The 18,563-nt window shown below is 67.0% G+C and carries 19 protein-coding genes; 10 read left to right on the top strand and 9 right to left on the bottom strand.

What is annotated here, in order from left to right:
- The first annotated feature begins 81 nt into the window (after positions 1-81).
- Genes AC0IX4_RS01540 through AC0IX4_RS01530 form a run of 3 tightly spaced genes read left to right on the top strand, consistent with a single transcriptional unit; the run spans position 82 to position 1,315 of the window.
- Positions 82-597, top strand: coding sequence for an SRPBCC family protein (locus tag AC0IX4_RS01540; RefSeq protein WP_471827792.1), 516 nt, complete (start codon positions 82-84; stop codon positions 595-597).
- Positions 594-1,142, top strand: coding sequence for a DUF2231 domain-containing protein (locus AC0IX4_RS01535; RefSeq protein WP_471827791.1), 549 nt, complete (start codon positions 594-596; stop codon positions 1,140-1,142). Before AC0IX4_RS01540 ends, AC0IX4_RS01535 begins: the two co-directional genes overlap by 4 nt.
- On the top strand, positions 1,139-1,315 hold the full coding sequence (locus AC0IX4_RS01530) for a hypothetical protein (RefSeq protein ID WP_471827790.1): 177 nt from the start codon (positions 1,139-1,141) through the stop codon (positions 1,313-1,315). The genes AC0IX4_RS01535 and AC0IX4_RS01530 overlap by 4 nt, the downstream gene beginning before the upstream one ends.
- Here the strand turns inward: AC0IX4_RS01530 and AC0IX4_RS01525 are convergent.
- From AC0IX4_RS01525 to AC0IX4_RS01490, 8 genes are all read right to left on the bottom strand, one after another.
- The gene (locus AC0IX4_RS01525) at positions 1,296-2,183 is read right to left on the bottom strand and encodes a polysaccharide deacetylase family protein (RefSeq protein WP_471827789.1); all 888 of its coding nucleotides are present in this window, start codon (positions 2,181-2,183) and stop codon (positions 1,296-1,298) included. The genes AC0IX4_RS01530 and AC0IX4_RS01525 overlap by 20 nt on opposite strands.
- Positions 2,183-2,752 (bottom strand): hypothetical protein, encoded by a 570-nt coding sequence (locus AC0IX4_RS01520; RefSeq protein ID WP_471827788.1) that lies wholly within the window; start codon positions 2,750-2,752, stop codon positions 2,183-2,185. Before AC0IX4_RS01520 ends, AC0IX4_RS01525 begins: the two co-directional genes overlap by 1 nt.
- 35 nt (positions 2,753-2,787) lie before the next feature.
- Positions 2,788-3,912: a TDT family transporter gene (locus AC0IX4_RS01515; RefSeq protein WP_471827787.1), complete on the bottom strand. Its 1,125-nt coding sequence runs from the start codon at positions 3,910-3,912 to the stop codon at positions 2,788-2,790.
- Positions 3,913-3,986: 74 nt separating this feature from the next.
- Complete coding sequence (locus AC0IX4_RS01510) at positions 3,987-4,880, bottom strand: LysR family transcriptional regulator (protein WP_471827786.1); 894 nt, start codon at positions 4,878-4,880, stop codon at positions 3,987-3,989.
- A 36-nt stretch (positions 4,881-4,916) separates the two neighbouring features.
- Positions 4,917-5,198 (bottom strand): hypothetical protein, encoded by a 282-nt coding sequence (locus AC0IX4_RS01505; RefSeq protein WP_471827785.1) that lies wholly within the window; start codon positions 5,196-5,198, stop codon positions 4,917-4,919.
- Between the two features lie 184 nt (positions 5,199-5,382).
- Positions 5,383-6,915 carry an acyl-CoA synthetase gene (locus AC0IX4_RS01500; RefSeq protein ID WP_042574242.1) on the bottom strand — a complete coding sequence of 511 codons (1,533 nt, stop codon included), beginning with the start codon at positions 6,913-6,915 and terminating at the stop codon, positions 5,383-5,385.
- A gap of 1 nt (position 6,916) precedes the next feature.
- Positions 6,917-8,044 carry a DUF5938 domain-containing protein gene (locus tag AC0IX4_RS01495; RefSeq protein WP_042574243.1) on the bottom strand — a complete coding sequence of 376 codons (1,128 nt, stop codon included), beginning with the start codon at positions 8,042-8,044 and terminating at the stop codon, positions 6,917-6,919.
- A gap of 57 nt (positions 8,045-8,101) precedes the next feature.
- Complete coding sequence (locus AC0IX4_RS01490) at positions 8,102-8,905, bottom strand: SDR family NAD(P)-dependent oxidoreductase (protein WP_042574244.1); 804 nt, start codon at positions 8,903-8,905, stop codon at positions 8,102-8,104.
- A 149-nt stretch (positions 8,906-9,054) separates the two neighbouring features.
- Here AC0IX4_RS01490 and AC0IX4_RS01485 point away from each other — a divergent pair, with 149 nt between their 5' ends.
- Together AC0IX4_RS01485 and AC0IX4_RS01480 are read left to right on the top strand one after the other, a co-directional pair.
- Positions 9,055-9,699, top strand: coding sequence for a TetR/AcrR family transcriptional regulator (locus AC0IX4_RS01485; RefSeq protein ID WP_471827784.1), 645 nt, complete (start codon positions 9,055-9,057; stop codon positions 9,697-9,699).
- A 10-nt stretch (positions 9,700-9,709) separates the two neighbouring features.
- A complete protein-coding gene (locus AC0IX4_RS01480) occupies positions 9,710-10,912 on the top strand; it encodes an MFS transporter (protein WP_471827783.1) in 1,203 nt (400 codons plus the stop codon).
- 84 nt (positions 10,913-10,996) lie between these two features.
- On the opposite strand, the gene AC0IX4_RS01475 is transcribed toward AC0IX4_RS01480, so the two are convergent.
- The gene (locus AC0IX4_RS01475; RefSeq protein ID WP_471827782.1) at positions 10,997-11,893 is read right to left on the bottom strand and encodes a hydroxymethylglutaryl-CoA lyase; all 897 of its coding nucleotides are present in this window, start codon (positions 11,891-11,893) and stop codon (positions 10,997-10,999) included.
- Positions 11,894-12,029: 136 nt separating this feature from the next.
- Here AC0IX4_RS01475 and AC0IX4_RS01470 point away from each other — a divergent pair, with 136 nt between their 5' ends.
- From AC0IX4_RS01470 to AC0IX4_RS01450, 5 genes are read left to right on the top strand one after another with little or no spacing between them, the layout of a single operon-like run.
- A complete protein-coding gene (locus AC0IX4_RS01470; protein WP_471827781.1) occupies positions 12,030-12,689 on the top strand; it encodes a GntR family transcriptional regulator in 660 nt (219 codons plus the stop codon).
- Between the two features lie 3 nt (positions 12,690-12,692).
- Complete coding sequence (locus AC0IX4_RS01465; RefSeq protein ID WP_471827780.1) at positions 12,693-13,898, top strand: CaiB/BaiF CoA transferase family protein; 1,206 nt, start codon at positions 12,693-12,695, stop codon at positions 13,896-13,898.
- A 38-nt stretch (positions 13,899-13,936) separates the two neighbouring features.
- A complete protein-coding gene (locus AC0IX4_RS01460; RefSeq protein WP_471827779.1) occupies positions 13,937-15,997 on the top strand; it encodes a hydantoinase/oxoprolinase family protein in 2,061 nt (686 codons plus the stop codon).
- A gap of 31 nt (positions 15,998-16,028) precedes the next feature.
- Positions 16,029-17,918, top strand: coding sequence for a hydantoinase B/oxoprolinase family protein (locus AC0IX4_RS01455; RefSeq protein ID WP_471827778.1), 1,890 nt, complete (start codon positions 16,029-16,031; stop codon positions 17,916-17,918).
- Positions 17,915-18,535: an isochorismatase family protein gene (locus tag AC0IX4_RS01450; RefSeq protein WP_471827777.1), complete on the top strand. Its 621-nt coding sequence runs from the start codon at positions 17,915-17,917 to the stop codon at positions 18,533-18,535. The genes AC0IX4_RS01455 and AC0IX4_RS01450 overlap by 4 nt, the downstream gene beginning before the upstream one ends.
- The last annotated feature ends 28 nt before the right edge of the window (positions 18,536-18,563 follow it).

Genomic DNA, 18,563 nt, shown 5'->3' with positions numbered 1-18,563 from the left:
TGCATCGCCGCCGGGTTCAATGACGACCTGCGCAACCCCGAACTGCAGTTGTGCAGACCGCCGGGTGTGCAGACTGGGGTCATGACCGACGAACGCATCGAATTCCGGCGAGTGATGGCCCTTCCGGCCGCCGACATCTTCGCAGTGCTGTGCGACCCGCAGGGCCACGTGGCGATCGACGGGTCCGGCATGCTGATGGGCGCCGACGGCTCGCCCGTCCAGGCGGCCGGCGACACCTTCACCGTCCACATGGACCGTGAGGCCCTCGGCGACATCCCGATGGGCACCTACGACGTCGAGGTCACCATCGCCTCGTTCGAACAGGACCGCGACATCTCGTGGACCATCGTCGGAACCATGCGTCCGCCCATCGGGCACCGCTACGGCTACGCCCTGGCGCCGCACACGTTCGACGACGGCACCGAGGGAACAACCGTCACGTCCTACTACGACTGGTCCGACATCCACCCCGACTGGCGTCAGCGGGACATCTTCCCCGTCGTCTCGGGTTCCTCGCTGCGTGCCACGCTGGGGATTCTGGAGCGCACCGTTCGCCGCGGTTACGCAGGTGACGGGCGGGTATCCCCGAGGGTATGAACCTCACAGCGCTGTTCCAGCCGTTCGAGAAGGCGTCGTTCCTCGATCCCGTCAGCGACGCGATCTCGGGTCGACTGCGATCGGTCCTCGAGGGAACTCCGGTGGACGGCCTGCTGCGCGGCACGTTCGTCGGCCACCCCATGCACCCGATCATGGCGTATTCGTCGGTCGGATTGTGGAGCAGCGCGGTCTTTCTCGACCTCACGGGCGGGAACGGCGCTGCGTCCCGACGACTCATCGGAGCCGGTCTGGTGACAGCCCCGACCGCGTTGGTGACGGGGTGGGCGACGTGGTCGACGCTCAACGAGCAGCAGCGCCGAGTCGGACTGGTACACGCCGGTACCAACGCCGTGGCGTTGACACTCTTCGCCGCGTCGTACAAGCGTCGCGCGAAGGACCCGGTCGCATCGCCGCCGGACACGACGTCGAAGGCGCTGGCACTCGCGGGATTCGCGGTGGCGGGCCTGGGAGGTGCGTTGGGCGGACACCTCGGCTACAACATGGGAGCAGGAGTGTCGGCACGCGCGCTCCCGGCCGGCGTATGAGTACCGACGACGTGTTCGCCGAACTCCGCGCCCGCGGCGTCACAGCCGAGGCCGCCCGACGATTTGCCGACGGCAGTTCGGAGAACCTGGACCCCGACGCCCTGTCCGCGTTGACCGAGGCGAACCTGACCGAGGAACAACTGCAGGACTACATCACTCGGACGGCGGAGTGACCCTGCGGTAGTGCTCGGCGATGTCGCCGGCGGTGGTGAACCAGACGCCGTCGGCATTCGCCGTCATGTGCTCCAACGCGCGGCGGAAACGCCTGAGCCGGTGGGGCTGTCCCGTCAGGAACGTGTGTGTCGAGATCGCGAGAACTCGTGCCCCGCGACGGGACTGCTCCTTCAACTCGTCGAACGAGTCGACGATGATCGACTCGAAATCTGCGGCCGACGCGTGGTGATGGACGAACACCGGTAGGTCGTTCACCTCGTGCGGGTAGGGCACCGCGAGCAACGGCCCGCTGGTCGTCGTCATCCATACCGGTTGGTCGTCGATCGGCCAGTCCAGCGTGTACTCGAATCCGTGTTCCGCCAGAAGGTCTTCGGTGACGCGGCTGGGGTTCGCACCGGGGCTCATCCACCCGCGCGGTGCCGTTCCCTCGTTCATCTCGATGGTGCGGCGAACATGGGCGATGGTGCGGCGCTCCGCGTCGGGATCCTGCTGGTTGGGTTGCTCGGCGTTGGTGCGCCCGTGCGCCACGACGTCGGCGCCCAGAGCGCGATAGGCCGCCACCAGGTCCGGGGCATGATCGTAGATCTCCGAGTTCACCAACAGCGTCGGTCGAATACCGTTGTCCCGCAACGTGTCGGCCAGCGCGAAGCCTCCGACGCGGTTGCCGTACTCACGCCACCCCCAGTTGTACGAATTCGGCTGGTCCATCGCCGGCGTGTAGCCGATGCCGGGAGATCCGTCGTCGTACGGGAAGTGTTCGCAGTTGACCGCCACGTACACGGCCAGCGACGCTCCGTCGGGCCACTCGAGGTGGGGACGGTCGGTGATCGGCGAATACGGGAAACGACCGTGGGACGGCAGGGCCATCACTCGCCCCTCGCTGCGCGGATCCGCGTGCGGAGTCCCTCGAGGTACGGCTCCATGTCCGACTCGGACGCCAGGACGACGTCGTCGACGGCGTGACGACGCGCCTCGATCACCACACCGTGCTCGTCGAGCTGCGCGGACGCCCACCACCGCTCGGCCCCACCGTGCAGCTCGAAGTCCACGTCGACGCCGTCGACGGGAACGGTCACCCGCTGCGCGTCCGTGGCGGCGATCGCCTCGCGGCGTCGTTTGTACTCCGGTGACATCGGCGTCAGGCCGATGGCGGACAGCATCGCTGCCAGGGCCTTGCGGTGCGGATCCTTCATCGTCGTCGTGACCTCCACGAAGGGCGTGTCGACGTCGCCGCCGTCCCAGTCGACCTCTCCGTGGCGCAACGTGACGCTGGTCAGGACGTCGTTCTCACGCTCCCACGGCCCCAGTACGCGCGGACCGTCCCACGTGATGACGGCGTACGTGGGAAAGGTCGTGGCCTCGGCGCGGATCTGATCCTCGATCGCGCGCTGCTGAGTCCAGAACTGCTCCTCGTCGAGGTGGCCGATGATCTCCATGCCTCCAGTGTGCCCACTTCGCCGTCGTGCGACTCTCACGCCGGAAGAAACACCCGGCCGCGGTAGGCCTCGCGCACAGTCCTCGTCGCCACCGTCGTCCACGCCGTCACCAGCACGGCGAACAGCACGACCGCCAGCGCCTCGACGGCGGACGACTCCAGCGCGCGCCCCAACGCCGCCGCTCCGGTCACGCATGTTCCGACGGGGAAGGTGAACGACCACCATGCCAACGAGAAGCGCAGTCCTCTGCGCGCCGCGTGCACGGTCAGCGCCGTGGCCAGGGCGAACATCATCGCTCCGAAGCCGCCCATCACCGTTCCGAAGAGGATGCCCGCCGCACGCAGGACCACCGCCACCTCGCTCCGATCACCGGTGAACACCAGTGCCGCGTCGGCGCCCAGGAGGTTGGCGGCGGTGACGGACTGGCCGATGACGCCAAGGGTGATCCATATCGTCGGTGCAGCCTGGACCGGGAGGACGGCGCCGTGCAGCAGTCGACCGAGAACCGCGGTCGTCACCATCAGCCCGGTCACGAGTGCCATTCCGAACAGCGCGTAGCAGCCGACGAGCATCGCGAGCCGCCCCTGGCCGTCGGCGATGTGCGGGAGGAGAAGTGCACCGGTGGATGCCGAGACCATCGGCGGCACCACGGGCATCAGCCATGCCGGGAGCGCGACCGTGTCGGCGCTGCGGCGGGTGATCATCACGTACGGGACGACGACGCTGGTCGCGAGTCCGAGGGCGGTACCCACCGTCCAGAGGACGACGAAGATCGAGGTGGCCAGGCTCTGCCCGAGGATGTCCGCACCCAGGAGGCTCGTACCGGCACCGACGGTGAGCAGAGCCATGGGCGGCGCGCCGTAGAACTGCATCATAACGGGGTGGGCCGCGTGGGCCAGCGCGACGCGGCGGTGCGCGAGCCAGTGTGCGGCGAACAGGGTCGACACGACGACGAGGACAGTCGAGGCGAGCAGCCACATGACGACGGCTGCCACGTGGAGCACGACATTCTGCACAGGCAGCGTCGCGGCGGCAGTGGCGACGATTCCGGTCCCCATCACCGACGCGAACCAGTTCGGCGTGATGTGCTCGATCACGCTGCCGGGCGAGTCCAGATCGCGGAGCAGCCCGTGCGATGTCGCGGTCCGGAAGGTCGTCATGCCTTCACAGTGCGCCGGGACGGCGACGATCAGTAGTGGTCGTGCTCTTGTCACCCCACAACCGCGGGTTGTGGCTATCGCTGGGCGGCGGCGATGTCGAGAAAGTCGCGACGGGAACCGCGCAGCGCCGACGACAGGCTCCAGACCGCTCGCAACTCTCGTGTCATCGCCAGACCCGGAATGTCGATGCGCACCAACGCGCCGCTCCGCAGCTCCCCTTCCACCGCGAGAGACGACACCACCGCCGGTGCATTCGCCGATATGGCAGCAGATTTGACGGCGGTGACGGAGTTGAGCTCGATGAGCGGCGGAACCGTAGGGCGGACGGCACTCTCGTACGTGGTGCGGGTTCCCGACCCCGGCTCGCGCTGCACCAGAGCCGTCGTCTGCAGCAGCTCCACCGAGACCTCGCGGCTGGTCGCCCAGGGGTGGTTCGGTCCGGTGACGACGACCAACTCGTCGTGCGCGACGACGGCGACCCCGAGCCCGGCCGGCACGTCGGGCCCTTCGACGAAGCCGATGTCCGCGCGCCCGTCCAGCACCTGCTCGGCGACGTCCGCCGAGTTCATCAGTCGCATCTGCACCTGGACGTCGGGCGTATGTCTGCGCATCGACAGCATCCACGCCGGCACGAGGTGCTCGGCGACGGTCATACTGGCGGCGATGGTGAGCGTCGCATTGCCCTCGTGCAGAAGCGATGTCACTCCTGTCGCGAACTTCTCGGCCGAGTCGAGAATGCCGCCCGCCCACTCCATGACCGCGACGCCCTCGGGGGTCAGGGCGACACCGCTCGTCCCGCGATCAAAGATGCGCACACCGATGTCCCGCTCCGCCGCACGCACTCGTGCGCTGACCGCCTGCTGACTCAACCCGTGTTCCCGGCCCGCTGCCGTCATGCTTCCCAACCGGGCAACGGACACCATCACATCGAGAGCTCCGAGGTCCGGGACTCGCGGCGACAGTGGCATCCGCCCACCGTAGCGACTGAGCCAGTGGGCTCGGGCTCAGCTACCGAAGCCTGCGCGGATGCCGACGAGCTGGTACGTGCCGAAGGCGAAGCCGGGAGCACAGTTCACGAGGATGATGTCGCCTCGCTCCCGGTACTCCGCTGCCGTCTGCTGGCAATTCTTTGCGGGCGGGAAGTAGAACTCGCCGAAGGTCTGGAAGTAGAGCGGACCGATCGACGGTGCTGCGGACGCCGTTGCCCCGCCGGACAACGCAATGGCAGCGGCTCCGGCGCCTGCCACGGTGGCACCGACGAGTGTGCGGGTGATTCGACGAGACATGGTGGACCTCCTGGTTGAACGTACCGTTCGGTCCGTTTACGGTAGACCCGGCCTTCCGCCGTGTACAGAGGTCGAGCCACATTCGCGCGGGGCGCTTCCCGCGGGAGTTCCGTCGTACCGCGCCGGTTGCAGTGCCCGCGGCTACACGAATCGACCGCGGGAACCGGCTCGCCCGCCTTACGCACTACATCGTCATGGTGTACCTGACCTCGTTCTTCAGGATCTTTCCGACCTTCGACCGGGGCAGAACATCCCAGACCTCGATGTCCTTCGGCGCCTTCACGCTGCCGATGCGCTCTTTGACGAAGGCGATCAGCGCGGCGGGATCCACCTCCTGCCCGACGCGCAGTTCGACGGCCGCCACCACCCGCTCGCCCCACTTCTCGTCCGGGAGACCCACCACCGCCGACTCCTTTACTGCCGGGTGAGCTAGCAGGGCCTGCTCCACCTCGGCCGAGTAGACGTTGAAGCCACCGGTGATGATCATGTCCTTCGCGCGGTCCACGACGTAGAGGAAGCCCTCGTCGTCGAGGTAGCCGATGTCACCGGTGTGGTGCCACCCGTGCGCACCGACTTCCGCTGTCGCCGAGGGATTGTCGTGGTAGCCGTCCATGACCAGCGGGCCCCTGACGACGATCTCTCCGCGCTCACCCGTGCTCAGCAGCTCACCGCTCTCGGCCATGATCGCCACCGTCGTCAACGGGGTGGGCCGACCGGCCGATGTCAGACGCTCCGTCGCCACCGAACCGTCGGCCCGGAAGTGATCCGCCGGTGCCAGCGTGGCGATCATGTTCGGCGCCTCGGTCTGTCCGAACAACTGCCCCAGCACCGGACCGATGCGCGTCAGCGCTTCCTCGAGTCGCGTCGGGGACATCGGGGCGGCGCCGTACCAGAGGCATCGCAGAGACGACAGGTCCCGACTGTCCAGATCCGGATGGTCGAGCACGCCGTAGATGACAGTCGGAGGGAGGAAGGCGTGCGTGATCCGGTGCCTGTCGATCAGCTCGAGGAACTGACCGATGTCGGGCGCAGGCATGATCACCACTTCCCCACCGAGACTCAGAATCGGGAAGGTCAGCACGCCGGCGGAGTGGGTGAGCGGCGCGAGCGCTAGATAGCGTGGGCGCACGCCGAAGGGGTAGCTCATCAACGCCAGCGCCGTCGAGGTCATCATGTTGTCCTCGGTCAGCCTGACTCCCTTCGGCTTTCCCGTCGTACCTCCCGTCCCGGCAAGCATGCAGAGTCCCCGATCCGGATGCCGATCGACGTCCAACTCACCCCGGTGTTCGCCGAGCCAAGCCTCGAAGGGCACCGCCCACTCGATTTCTCCGTCGAGGCAGACCAGCCGGGCCAACTGGGGAAGGTCGCCGCGGATACGGTCGACCAACCCCGAGAACTTCGACTGGAAGAACAGCAACCGGCAGCCGAACAGGTCGAACAACTGCCGGTTCTCGTCGGCTTCGTTCCGAGGGTTCACCGGACACCACACCGCGCCCGCACGGGAGATACCGAACACGCAGGTGAGCGCAAGTGGGTCGTTGCCCGACAGGATCGCCACGCGCTCCCCGGTCCGGATCCCGTCGTGCTGCAGGGCACTCGCGATCTCGACGGAGCGGTCGTGGACTTCCCCGTAGGTCGAGGTCACCCCGCCGGCCGTGAGGCACGGCGCCTCACGGCCCATCGAGACACCTTTGTCGAGATAGTCCGACAGTCGCATCTCAGCGGTGAACGGACACGATCGGGTCGAGCACCAGACCGAATGCCCGCAGCGTTCCCAACAATTCTCGGTGTCCGAAAGCCTCGCAGCTCGAGGCGAATCCCACCTTGCGGGGAGTTCCCTGCAGCAGTGCAGCGGCACCGTGCGCGTTGAGCAACGCCGTCTGCTTGTAGTTCGAGTTGCCGTGGATCACGCAGTGCGCGCGGCCCAGCGGACCCGACGCATACACCGAGTCGAGGGAGGTGTTCAGACGCGGATTCTCGCGCGGGGGCATCTCGCTACGAATTGCCGACGACTGCTCGTCGATGATGCGGTACTTCTCCTCGTCCGACTTGCCCTCCATCTGTTCCAGAGCGGCCGCCACCAACAGCGGAACTGCCTTCATCAGCGGCGGATTGAACACGCCACCCAGCGCCTTGGCCGTCGTCACGCGGGGGTCGTTCTTGAACCACACGGGGTGCGACGTACCGCCCCAGGGCAAGGCGAGACCCAGTTCGTGCTGTCCCGGAACGCTCACGGTGTAGAGACCCTCGTCTGCCGGCCATTCCACGTACTCGTTCTCCTCCAGGTAGTAGGCCTTGGAGAATGCGGCGTTGGTGAGAATGGTGTTGGTCGACGCCACCGTAGGGTGCCCCTTCCAGAACACCTGGATGTCGAGACTGTTCAGACCCGGGTTCTCGAGGCAGATGTTGGCCGCGATCTCACCGATGGAATACATCTGCGCCAGGCCGGGCGTGAGAACGAGTCCCTGCGAGGCGAATTCGGTGCCGTACTTCGCTTCCGCGTCGATCATCCAGTTCTGCTCACCGTTGGTGTCGGTGTAGTGCGCGCCGATCGCGAGACACGCTTCGGCGACCTCGTGCCCGTATCGGGCGAAGGGCCCCACCGTGTTCAGCACCACGGACGCACCGCGGAAAGCGTCCGTCAACGCCTCGACCGTGTGCTCGACCTCGACGATGTCGTACTCGACGGTGTCGATCCCGGGCACCGCGCTGACCGCGTCCTTCAGGCGGGCGTGATCTCGGCCCGCGGCCAGGAACGGAATGTTGTACTCGCGCAGGTATTCACAGATGAGACGTCCGGTGTAGCCGGACGCTCCGTAGACGACGACGCGCTTGTCAGTGGGCATGGTTGATCTCCTCGTTCGATGTATGGGGTGGGCGAGAGTCGATGCTGGGGACGTGGGCTACATGCCCATGCCGCCGTCGACGGGGAGGCCTGCACCGGTGATGAACTTGGCGGCGTCCGAGGACAGGAACACGACCGCGTCGGCCATGTCGTCGACCTGGCCGAGGCGACCCAGCGGGGTCAGCTCCACGACGGTCTGGACCGCTGCCTCCACCGATGGGAACAACCCCAGCTCTGCCGTGTCGACGGCCAGCTTGTTGCCCATGGCGGTCGGTGTCAGTGCCGGGTAGATGCAGTTGACGCGAACGCCGTAGCCGAGCTTTCCCGATTCGGCGGCCGCGACCCGGGTCAGCCGGTCGATGCCCGATTTGGTGGCCGAGTAGAGGCTGATGCCGGGGAACGCGATAGTGGCGGCAACCGACGCGATGTTGACCACCGAGCCGCCCTTGCCGGCCTTCCCGCCGGGCCGCATCGCGCGGAACGCGTGCTTCACACCGAGTGCGGTACCGATGACGTTCACCTGCAGCATGGCCGAGGCCGCCTCCGCGTCGAGATCCGCGATCAGACTGGTGACCTCGATGCCCGCGTTGTTCACGACGATGTCGAGTCCGCCGAGAGCACCGATCGTCGACTCGACGGCCGCTTCCCAGGCGGCGTCGTCCGTGACGTCGAGCTGGACGAACTCCGCTTTGGCGCCCGTTGCTCGCAGTGCCTCGACCGTCTCCTGACCGCCCGCGGCATTGATGTCGGCGATAGCGACGGAGGCTCCCGCTGCTGCGAGCGCCTGCGCCATACCGGCACCGAGGCCCTGCGCACCGCCTGTGACCAGCGCCGTTCGTCCGGTCAGGTCGTAACTCGTCATTGTCCGCTCTCCTTGTTCGAAGCGTTGTCACCGTGAATCACAGCGCCGGGCGGTGTGATGCACGCAACACTAGGAGCACATCTTGACAGTCGTCAAGGAAAATCTTGACAGTCGTCCAAAGTGGTCGCGGGCAGCGGTATGCTGACGCTGTGACCCAGACCGCAGACCCCCGGAGCCGCGTGGAGGAGCGCTCTCGAGACAAGTTCGAGGCGCGCCGCGGCGAGCTGGCGCGCGCGACTCTGGCAACGCTCGCGGAGCTGGGTTACGCGCGGACGAGCCTGCGCGAGATCGCCCAGAATTCCGAGTTCTCCCACGGCGTCCTGCACTACTACTTCACCGACAAGCTCGACCTCATCGCGCACGCCGTGCGGCAGTACGAGGAAGTCTGCGTCACCCGCTACGACGAGGTGGTCTCGGGATCGGACACCGCCGAAGAACTCCGGACGTCGTTCGCCGACATGTTCTTCGGCACTCTCGTCGCCGACGCCGGGGTGCACCGACTCTGGTACGACCTCAGGAACCAGAGCCTGTTCGACTCCTCCTTCCGCTCCGACGTGCTCGACATCGAACAACGTCGTGAAGACATGATCTGGCGAGTGGTCGCGCGGTACTGCGAACTGGTCGGTGCCACACCGGTTCTCACGCCTGCCACGACCTACATCACGCTCGACGGCATCTTCCAGCGTGCCCTGCTCAACCACATCGCCGAGCGGCACCACGACGTCGACGAGGGCCGCGCCCAGCTCGACGCCGTCTTCGTCATGATGGCCGCCGGCGCGCCCACCGCACGCTGACGTTCCGTCGGTGGACTCGCTCGGCTACATCGCTATCGTCCGACTGCCCGGTGCCGCACGCGTCTTCGTCCCCGCACTGCTCGGACGGCTGGCCTTCGCGATGGTCAGCCTCGTCATCCTGCTCGCGGTACAGGACGCCACGAAATCCTTCGCCGTCGCGGGCGCCGCCACCGGAGCATTCGGCGTCGCCAACGTCATCGCGTCGCCCCGGCGCGCACGCCTGGTCGATCGTGCGGGTCAGCGACGCGCCCTACTTGCCTTGTCGCTCGGATTTGCCACTGCGCTAGTCGTTCTCGCGAGCTTGACCGCCACCGAGTCGGCAGCGTGGGCACTCGTCGCCGGCAGCGCCGCCGTCGGCTTGTTCCCTCCCCCGCTGGGCGCATCGATGCGTGTCGTCTGGAGTTCCCTGACGCCTCCGGGCCCGACTCGCACACGTGCCTACAGCCTCGACGCCGTGAGCGAAGAGTCGATGTTCACTATCGGACCGCTCATCGGCGCCATGCTCGTGACCACGATGTCCTCGTCGACAGCTCTCGTCACCACGGGATGCATCGCGATCATCGGCACGGTGGGCATGACGACGAGTGACCGTTCTCGTGGCCACGGGCCTCGCGTGACCGCCGCTCCACCGTCGTCCCGCCCCTTACGACGAGCCGGGTTCGTCGGAATTCTCACGGCGATGACCGCGGTCGGCGTCGTACTCGGGACAGTCGAGGTCGCCGCCACGGCATTCGCCGACGTCCGTGGCTCCATCGGTTCCGCCGGAACACTTCTGGCGGCGCTCGGAGCCGGAAGCGTGTGCGGCGGCCTGCTGTACGGACGTCGCGAGTGGGTAAGCTCGCTGACCCGCCGACTGCTGACCACCGTGCTGATCATGACCGTCCTGACGACCGTGCTGTCACCGCTCTCGACTGCTCTGCCCCTGCACATCGGCCTGTTCCTGCTGGGCTTCTGCATCGCGCCGGCACTGGTCACCGGATACCTGCTCTCCGATCACCTCACCACGGCCGATGTCCGTACCGAGGCGTCGAGCTGGATCAACACCGCGGTCAATGCCGGGGCAGCACTCGCCGCCGCGGGTATCGGCCTGGTGGTCGACTCCCGAACTCCTGGTACGGGTTTCCTCGCCGGCGGAATCGCGGCAGCAGCTCTTCTGGTCCTCGCCGTCGCTGTCAGGCCACGCTCGGTCGACGTGGCCGATCGTTCCCGCTGACACTTCCTGTTCCCGTAGGTGTTGCAGCATCCGCGGGAACACGGAACGTCCGCGGGAACAGGGAGCGTCCGCGGTAACACCTCTTCACCGCGAAGGAAAACCACCCGCACGCCCCAGCAACGCGGGCACGTCTTCGGCCAGGGCGGTACCCAGCCACGCTGCCGCGTCGATGAGCGTCTGCATGTCGACGCCGGTCTCGACCCCTGAGCGGTCGAGCGCGTAGACCAGGTCCTCCGAGGCGATGTTGCCTGTCGCCGCAGGAGCGAAGGGGCAGCCGCCGAAGCCGCCGATGCTGGCGTCGAGGGCGTGCGCGCCGGTCTCGAGGGCGGTCAGAGCGTTCGCGTAGCCCGTGTTCCGTGTGTTGTGGAAGTGCCATCGCTGCGGAATTCCGGGTGCATTCGTCGACGCGACCTCCGCCAACCGACGGACCTGCGCAGGGACACCGACGCCGATGGTGTCGGCGATAGCGATCTCGGACAGACCCGAATCCGCGAGCTGCGCGATGATCGACCCGACGAATGCAGGGTCGACCTCGCCGCTGAACGGGCAGCCGAACGATGCGGCGATGGTGACGGTTGCCGCGACGTCTGCTGCCCTGGCGTCGCGGATCACGTCGCGGGCGGCGGCGATGGCCTCGTCCACCGAGCAGCCCTGGTTCCGCTGGCTGAACTCCTCGGATGCCACGACGACCACGTTGACCTCGTCGACGCGTGCTGCGAGTGCACGGTCGAGGCCTCGCCGGTTCAGAACCAGCCCGATATACGAGACCTCGGCGGAGCGATCGACGCCGGCCATGACCTCTTCCGCGCCGGCCATCTGCGGGACTCGCTTCGGGTTGACGAAGCTGACGGCCTCGATCCGTCGGACGCCCGCCGCGACGCTCCGGTGTATCAAGTCGAGCTTCTGCTCCACCGACAGCAGGGTCTGCTCGTTCTGAAGCCCGTCGCGCGGGCCTACCTCGACAAGGTGCACCTGGCTCATCGGCCCATCCTCCACCCGCGCTTCGTTGTATGCAATACCCGACCCGTAACACCGAATTAATCCGGAACATCGAGACAGAAACCGATTCCGGGCCTACATTGTGAACAATTCGTCCGACAACAGATCGGGGCCGCCCATGCCAAGGGCTGTGGACCGCGTGTACTCCCACATCCGGGAGGCCATCGTGGCAGGGACCTATGCGCCCGGTGCTCGGCTGGGCGAAGTGGAGTTGGCCGAGATCACCGACACCAGTCGCACACCGGTCCGCGAGGCCTTGAGGCAACTCGAGATGGAGGGCCTCGTCGAAGTACTGCCGCACAAGGGCGCCCGCGTCTACCAGTGGACGGCCGACGATCTGGACGAGATCTACGACCTGCGCATGACGCTGGAGGCCATGGCCGCCGCTCGTGCCGCGTCACGCATCGACGACAAGGACGTCGACCGTCTGAGCGAGCTGTGCGACCTGATGGAGACTGCCGCCAGGGACGGCGCCGCGCAGCAGCTCGACCTGATGGCTCAGCTCAACGATGAGTTCCACGCCATCGTGCGCACGGCAGCGGCCAGCACGCGCTTGATGTCGATGCTCGGCGCGGTCATCCAACTGCCCCTCGTGATGCGCACCTTCCACCGCTACGCGCCGGTGGACCTCGCCCGGAGCCACGCGCATCACCGAGATCTGGTCGCCGCTCTCCGCGCCGGGGACGAGACATGGGCCGACTCCGTCATGCGCGCACACGTCCGCGCCGCCAAACACGTTCTGCTGCAATCACTGACTGCCGACGACTCGAAGGACTGACGAATGAGCGAAGCCGCCGCCGGACCACTGTCCGACCTCAGGGTGGTCGAGATGGGCCAACTGTTGGCAGGCCCGTTCTGCGGGCAGCTGCTCGCCGACTTCGGCGCCGAGGTGATCAAACTGGAACCACCCGGCACCGGTGACCCGATGCGTCAGTGGGGCCGGGAGAAGCCGCACGGCAAGTCTCTGTGGTGGCCCGTCGTCGCGCGGGGCAAGAAATCGGTGACGTGCAATCTCCGCAGCGAGGAAGGGCAGGCACTGGCCCGCAGGATCATTGCCGACGCCGACATCGTGGTCGAGAACTTCCGGCCGGGCACCCTCGAGCGGTGGGGCCTCGGGTTCGAGGAGATGCGCGAGATCAACCCGCGACTCATCATGGCGCGCGTGACCGGCTACGGGCAGAACGGACCCTATTCTCCCCGTGCAGGATTCGGCTCGATCGGCGAAGCGATGGGCGGGATTCGCTACGTGACGGGCAATGCGGACATGCCGCCGTCGCGAAGCGGCATCTCGCTGGGCGACTCCCTCGCCGCGGTGTTCGCCACGATCGGTGTCCTGACCGCGGTTCACCATCGGGAGCGGACGGGGAGAGGGCAGTTGGTCGACTCGGCCATCTACGAAGCCGTCCTGGCCATGATGGAATCGCTGCTGCCGGAATACGAGATCGGTGGCTACCAGCGTGAACGCACCGGATCGGTACTCCCCAACATCGCGCCGAGCAACGTGTACCCCACGAAGGGTGGGGAGATGATTCTCGTTGCCGCGAACCAGGACTCGGTGTTCGGACGCCTTGTCACGGCGATGGACCGGACCGACCTGATCGAGGACCCCCGCTACCGCGACCACGAGGCGCGCGGGAAGAACATGGCCGAGCTCGACGACATCGTCGGGGCCTGGACGTCGGCCTTCGACACCGAGACCGTGCTCGACGTCCTGCACGAGGCAGGGGTTCCGGCCGGACGCATCTATACGGCGCGGGACATGTTCGACGATCCGCACTTCGCGGCGCGCGAGGCCATCGTGCGGCTCGCACATCCCGATTTCGGGGAGATTCCGATGGCCGGAGTCGTACCCAAGCTGAGTGACAGTCCGGGATCCGTTCACCACGCGGGACCCGAACTGGGAGAACACAACGCCGACATCTACGGCGGTCTGCTCGGAGTCACCGAATCCGACCGGGCGGCGCTCGCGGAGCGCGGCATCATCTGACCCTCGCTCCTCTCACCCTCACATCACGGGAGAACACCATGCGCTATCGACTCGGCGTCGACGTCGGCGGAACTTTCACCGACGTGCTGCTACTCGAGGAGACGACCGGAACCACCTACCGAGCGAAGACACCGTCGACCCCGGCGGACCAGTCCGTCGGAGTCCTCAACGGAATCGCGAAAGTGTGTGCCGAGGCGGACATCGACGCGTCGGACATCGGCCAGGTGCTGCACGGCACCACCGTCGCAACCAACGCGATCCTGCAGGGACGCGGAGCCCGCGTCGGCCTGGTGACCACGGACGGCTTCCGGCAGGTCCTGCAGATCGCACGCTCGTACGTCCCGGGTGGTCTTGCCGGCTGGATCATCTGGCCCAAACCCGAACCCCTCGCGGCACTCGAGAACACCGTCGAGATCGTCGGTCGTATCGGCGCGGACGGCTCCGAGATACGGGCGCTCGACGAGGAGCAGGCCCGTGGACAACTGCGCCGTCTGGCCGGCGCCGGCATCGAGGCCCTCACCGTCTCGTTGATCAACTCCTACGCGAACGATGCCCACGAGACGCAGGTCGCTGCCTGGGCCGAGGAAGAGCTACCCGGCATTCCGATTTCCATCTCGAGCCATGTCCTGCCCGAGATGCGCGAGTACGAGCGGACGTTGACCACGGTCGCGAACAGCTACGTTCAGCCGGAGGTGTCGCGGTACGTCCGCAACCTCGACAACTCGTTGCAGGAGAAAGGGATCACCGCTCCCCTGTCGATCCTGCGGAGCGACGGCGGGCTCGTCCAGTCGGCCAAGGCCGCCGAATCGCCGGTGTCGCTGTTGCTGTCGGGTCCCGCAGGTGGCGTGACCGGCGCCGTGTGGTTCGCCGAGCAGGCGGGCTTCACGGATTTCCTGACCTTCGACATGGGCGGCACGTCGACCGACGTGGCCCTGGTGCTCGGTGGAGAACCCCGCATCGGACGCGAGACCAAGGTCGGCGATCTCGCCGTCCGCGCGACGAGCGTCGATGTGCGGACGGTCGGAGCGGGCGGCGGATCCATCGCCCACGTCCCCGAATTGACCCGTGCATTGCGGGTCGGGCCCCAATCCGCAGGAGCCGATCCGGGTCCGGCGGCCTACGGGAAGGGCGGAACCGAGCCGACCGTGACCGACGCCAACGTGGTGCTCGGCTACCTGCCTGCCGCCCTGGCCGGCGGCGAGGTGACGCTCGACGTCGACGCGAGCCGCAAGGCCGTCACCACCGTGGCCGATGCCATCGGTCTGGGGAGCCCCGAGGAAGCGGCGTCGGGAATCGTGGACATCGTCAACGAGAACATGTTCGGCGCGCTGCGCCTGGTCAGTGTGCAGCAGGGGTTTGATCCCCGCGATTTCGCCCTGGTGTCGTTCGGTGGAGCCGGCCCCCTCCACGCCAATGCCCTCGGTCGACTGACCGGTTCGTGGCCGGTGATCGTGCCTCCGTCTCCTGGCGTGCTGTGCGCGTACGGCGACGCGACCACGTGCCTGCGAGACGAGAGCGCACGAACCATGATCCGCGCGTTCTCCGACATCGACGACGCCGAATTACGCACCGCGCTGGCCGAGCTCGCCGAATCGGCCGCCGCCCGCCTGACCACCGAGGGCGTACCCGCCGATCAGCAGACGGCGAAGTACCAGGTGGACCTCCGCTACCAGGGCCAGGGGTTCGAGATTCCGGTCGACCTGGACGCGACGGCACTCGACTCGGGAGACCTGCTCTCCACGCTCGGAACTGCGTTCGACGAGGAGCACCAGCGACTGTTCTCGTTCCTGCTGAAGAACGAGCGCGAAGTGATCAACCTCCGAGTGACCGTCAGCGGTCCTCGGCCGGACGTCGCATTCCAAGCACTCGACGTCGGCACCGAGGATCCGTCGGCCGCTCTCGTGTCGACGAACGAGGTGTGGATGGACGGCAAGTACGCGCCGGCCGGAATCTACGACCGCTCCAAGTTGACTGCCGGCAACGTCGTCGTCGGTCCCGCCGTCATCACCGAGATGGACTCGACGACGTTGGTGCTCTCCGGGCACGCCGCCACGGTGCACCCCAGCGCGTGCCTGCTCATCGCGCCCGTCCAGTCGTAACCCCCGAACACCCTCGAACGCAGGAGAACTGATGGCCACCATCATCGAGACCTCGACGACTCCGTTCACCACGGTGCCGGTCGACCCGATCACGCTCGACATCATCGAGAACGCGTTACGCAACGCCCGCGCCGAGATGGACGAGGTGCTCTTCCGCACCGCGTTGTCCCCCGGTATCCGCGAGCAGCACGACGAGTTCCCGCTCATCGCCGATCCCAGCGGCAAGATGGTCGTCGGGCAGTTCGGATTGTCCGTGCCCGACTTCCTCGACAATTTCACCGGGACCGTCGGTGAGGGCGACATCCTGCTCACGTCCGATCCCTATGCCTGCGGCGCCGCGATCAGCCACGCCAACGACTGGCTCATCGTGCTGCCGATCTTCCACAGCGGCCGCGTCGTCGGCTGGTCGTCGATGTTCGGCCACATGTCCGACGTGGGCGGCAAGACGCCGTCGTCGATGCCGACGGACGCGCACACCATCTTCGAGGAGGGCGTCATCATTCCGCCCTTCAAGCTCTACAGCGAAGGGCAGCTGAACGAGACGGCCCTCGACATCATCCTCAATCAGGTACGCAAGCCCGACTGGAACCGAGCGGATCTGAACGGTCTGGTGGCCGCCTGCACGACGGCATCGCGGCGCATCGTGGAACTGTGCGACCGGTTCGGTGTCGACGTCTATCTGTCGGCGCTCGATGCTCTGCTCGAGCGCAACTACCAGGCCATGAAGGTTCTTCTCGCCATGTTGTTCGTGGACGGAGAGACCATCGAATTCAGCGATTTCATCTGCGATGACGGATGTGGTTACGGGCCGTACGAACTCGCGATCACCCTGACCCGTCACGGGGAGAAGATCCACCTCGACTTCAGCAAGGCCGCCCCCCAGGCGGTCGGGCCGATCAACTACTTCATCAACGAGAATCTCGTCCGGATGTTCTTCGGTATCTACGTCATCACCGTGGCCGATCCGCAGATTCTGTGGAACGACGGGTTCTATCCCCTCATCGACGTCACCATTCCCGAGGACTCGTTCTGGAAGCCGCGCTATCCCGCGGCACTCAATGGCCGCAACCACGGCATCGGGCGGGTGTTCGACCTCTTCGGCGGACTGCTCGGCAAGAACAACCCCGAGATCCTCAATGCCGCGGGCTTCTCGTCGTCGCCACACTTCATGTATTCCGGTCACTACGACGGTGGCGCACGCGACGGCGAGTGGTTCCAGCTGTACTCCATCGGGTTCGGGGGTATCCCCGGGCGGCCGATGGGTGACGGACCCGACGGACACTCGCTGTGGCCGTCGTTCGTCAACATCCCCTGCGAGTACCTCGAGTCGTACTACCCGCTGCGCATCGAACGATGGGAGACCGTCACCGACACCGGAGGCGCCGGTCTGCACCGCGGCGGTAACGGCGTCGACGTCACGTACTACTTCGAGGAGCCGGGCACCATCGCGATCCACGACGATCGCTGGCTCACCTACCCGTGGGGCGTCAACGGCGGCAAACCCGGTGCGCGAGGGACGAAGTGGATAGTCCGGGCGAGCGGCGAGACCGAGGTGCTGCCCAGCAAGATCCACGACGTCGAGGTACGGCGTGGCGACGTCCTGCACTTCGTCACCTGGGGCGGCGGCGGGTGGGGTGACCCGCTCGCACGCGATCCTGAACTCGTCGCCCTGGAGGTGCGCCGCGGTCTGGTGAGCGCGGAGGGTGCGCGCACCGGGTACGGCGTCGTTCTCGACGACGCGGGCGCCGTGAACGTCGGGGACTCGACGAGTCTGCGCGCGTCGATGTCCGACGAGCGGGGCGAGATCACCGTCTTCGACAAGGGCCCGTCGCTCGACGTCATCCTCGAACGATGCGAGGAGGAGACAGGGCTGCCGGCTCCCCGCCCGCCCGTGAACGTGCGGAAGGCAGTGCGCGCATGAGCGATACCCTCGGCTCGTACAAGGCGTCGGGCTTCGCCGGCGATCTCGGCCCCGGCAGGAGCGCGGCGGTGCTGGTCGTCGACGTCGTGCAGGCCTACCTCGTCGACTCCTCTCCGCTCCGCGCTCCTGTCGAGCGCGCCGTCGCCGCCGCCGCGTCCCTGGTCGCGGCGGCGCGCGAGAGCGGAGTTCCGGTGGTCTTCACCCGCGTCAGCTACCGGCCCGGTGGTGCAGACGGGGGTCTGTTCCTGCAGAAGATTCCGGCTCTCACGGTGTTCGAGGAGGGCTCTCCGCTCGGCGATTTCCCGCCCGAGCCACGGCCGCTCGACGGCGAGACGGTGGTGACCAAGCAGTACGCGAGCGCGTTCTTCGGAACGTCCCTCGCCGCGACTCTGACGGCACAGGGCATCGACACGCTGTACATCTGTGGCCTGACCACCAGCGGCTGTATCCGTGCGAGTGCTACCGACGCGCTGCAGCACGGCTTCCGGCCGCTGGTCGTGGCCGACGCGTGCGGCGATCGGGAACCGGGCATGCACGAGTCCAATCTGCTGGACCTCCGTGCGAAGTACGCCGACGTCCTGACACTCGCCGAGGCCGTCGACCACTGGCGGCGGTGACGCGCGGGGTACACCGGAGCACGCTCGC

The organism is Rhodococcus sp. AC861 (genome assembly GCF_979256035.1).
Note: the sequence above shows the minus strand (reverse complement) of the source record. Positions and strands in the feature narration are given on the sequence as shown.

What these genes read in the sequence shown, in the direction of transcription:
- AC0IX4_RS01460 (WP_471827779.1), top strand. Translation starts at nt 13,937, where the DNA reads ATGCGCTATCGACTCGGCGTCGACGTCGGCGGAACTTTCACCGACGTG.
- AC0IX4_RS01495 (WP_042574243.1), bottom strand. Translation starts at nt 8,044, where the DNA reads ATGCCCACTGACAAGCGCGTCGTCGTCTACGGAGCGTCCGGCTACACC.
- AC0IX4_RS01450 (WP_471827777.1), top strand. Translation starts at nt 17,915, where the DNA reads ATGAGCGATACCCTCGGCTCGTACAAGGCGTCGGGCTTCGCCGGCGAT.
- AC0IX4_RS01520 (WP_471827788.1), bottom strand. Translation starts at nt 2,752, where the DNA reads ATGGAGATCATCGGCCACCTCGACGAGGAGCAGTTCTGGACTCAGCAG.
- AC0IX4_RS01535 (WP_471827791.1), top strand. Translation starts at nt 594, where the DNA reads ATGAACCTCACAGCGCTGTTCCAGCCGTTCGAGAAGGCGTCGTTCCTC.
- AC0IX4_RS01505 (WP_471827785.1), bottom strand. Translation starts at nt 5,198, where the DNA reads ATGTCTCGTCGAATCACCCGCACACTCGTCGGTGCCACCGTGGCAGGC.
- AC0IX4_RS01530 (WP_471827790.1), top strand. Translation starts at nt 1,139, where the DNA reads ATGAGTACCGACGACGTGTTCGCCGAACTCCGCGCCCGCGGCGTCACA.
- AC0IX4_RS01465 (WP_471827780.1), top strand. Translation starts at nt 12,693, where the DNA reads ATGAGCGAAGCCGCCGCCGGACCACTGTCCGACCTCAGGGTGGTCGAG.
- AC0IX4_RS01510 (WP_471827786.1), bottom strand. Translation starts at nt 4,880, where the DNA reads ATGCCACTGTCGCCGCGAGTCCCGGACCTCGGAGCTCTCGATGTGATG.
- AC0IX4_RS01525 (WP_471827789.1), bottom strand. Translation starts at nt 2,183, where the DNA reads ATGGCCCTGCCGTCCCACGGTCGTTTCCCGTATTCGCCGATCACCGAC.
- AC0IX4_RS01515 (WP_471827787.1), bottom strand. Translation starts at nt 3,912, where the DNA reads ATGACGACCTTCCGGACCGCGACATCGCACGGGCTGCTCCGCGATCTG.
- AC0IX4_RS01500 (WP_042574242.1), bottom strand. Translation starts at nt 6,915, where the DNA reads ATGCGACTGTCGGACTATCTCGACAAAGGTGTCTCGATGGGCCGTGAG.
- AC0IX4_RS01540 (WP_471827792.1), top strand. Translation starts at nt 82, where the DNA reads ATGACCGACGAACGCATCGAATTCCGGCGAGTGATGGCCCTTCCGGCC.
- AC0IX4_RS01455 (WP_471827778.1), top strand. Translation starts at nt 16,029, where the DNA reads ATGGCCACCATCATCGAGACCTCGACGACTCCGTTCACCACGGTGCCG.
- AC0IX4_RS01470 (WP_471827781.1), top strand. Translation starts at nt 12,030, where the DNA reads ATGCCAAGGGCTGTGGACCGCGTGTACTCCCACATCCGGGAGGCCATC.
- AC0IX4_RS01475 (WP_471827782.1), bottom strand. Translation starts at nt 11,893, where the DNA reads ATGAGCCAGGTGCACCTTGTCGAGGTAGGCCCGCGCGACGGGCTTCAG.
- AC0IX4_RS01490 (WP_042574244.1), bottom strand. Translation starts at nt 8,905, where the DNA reads ATGACGAGTTACGACCTGACCGGACGAACGGCGCTGGTCACAGGCGGT.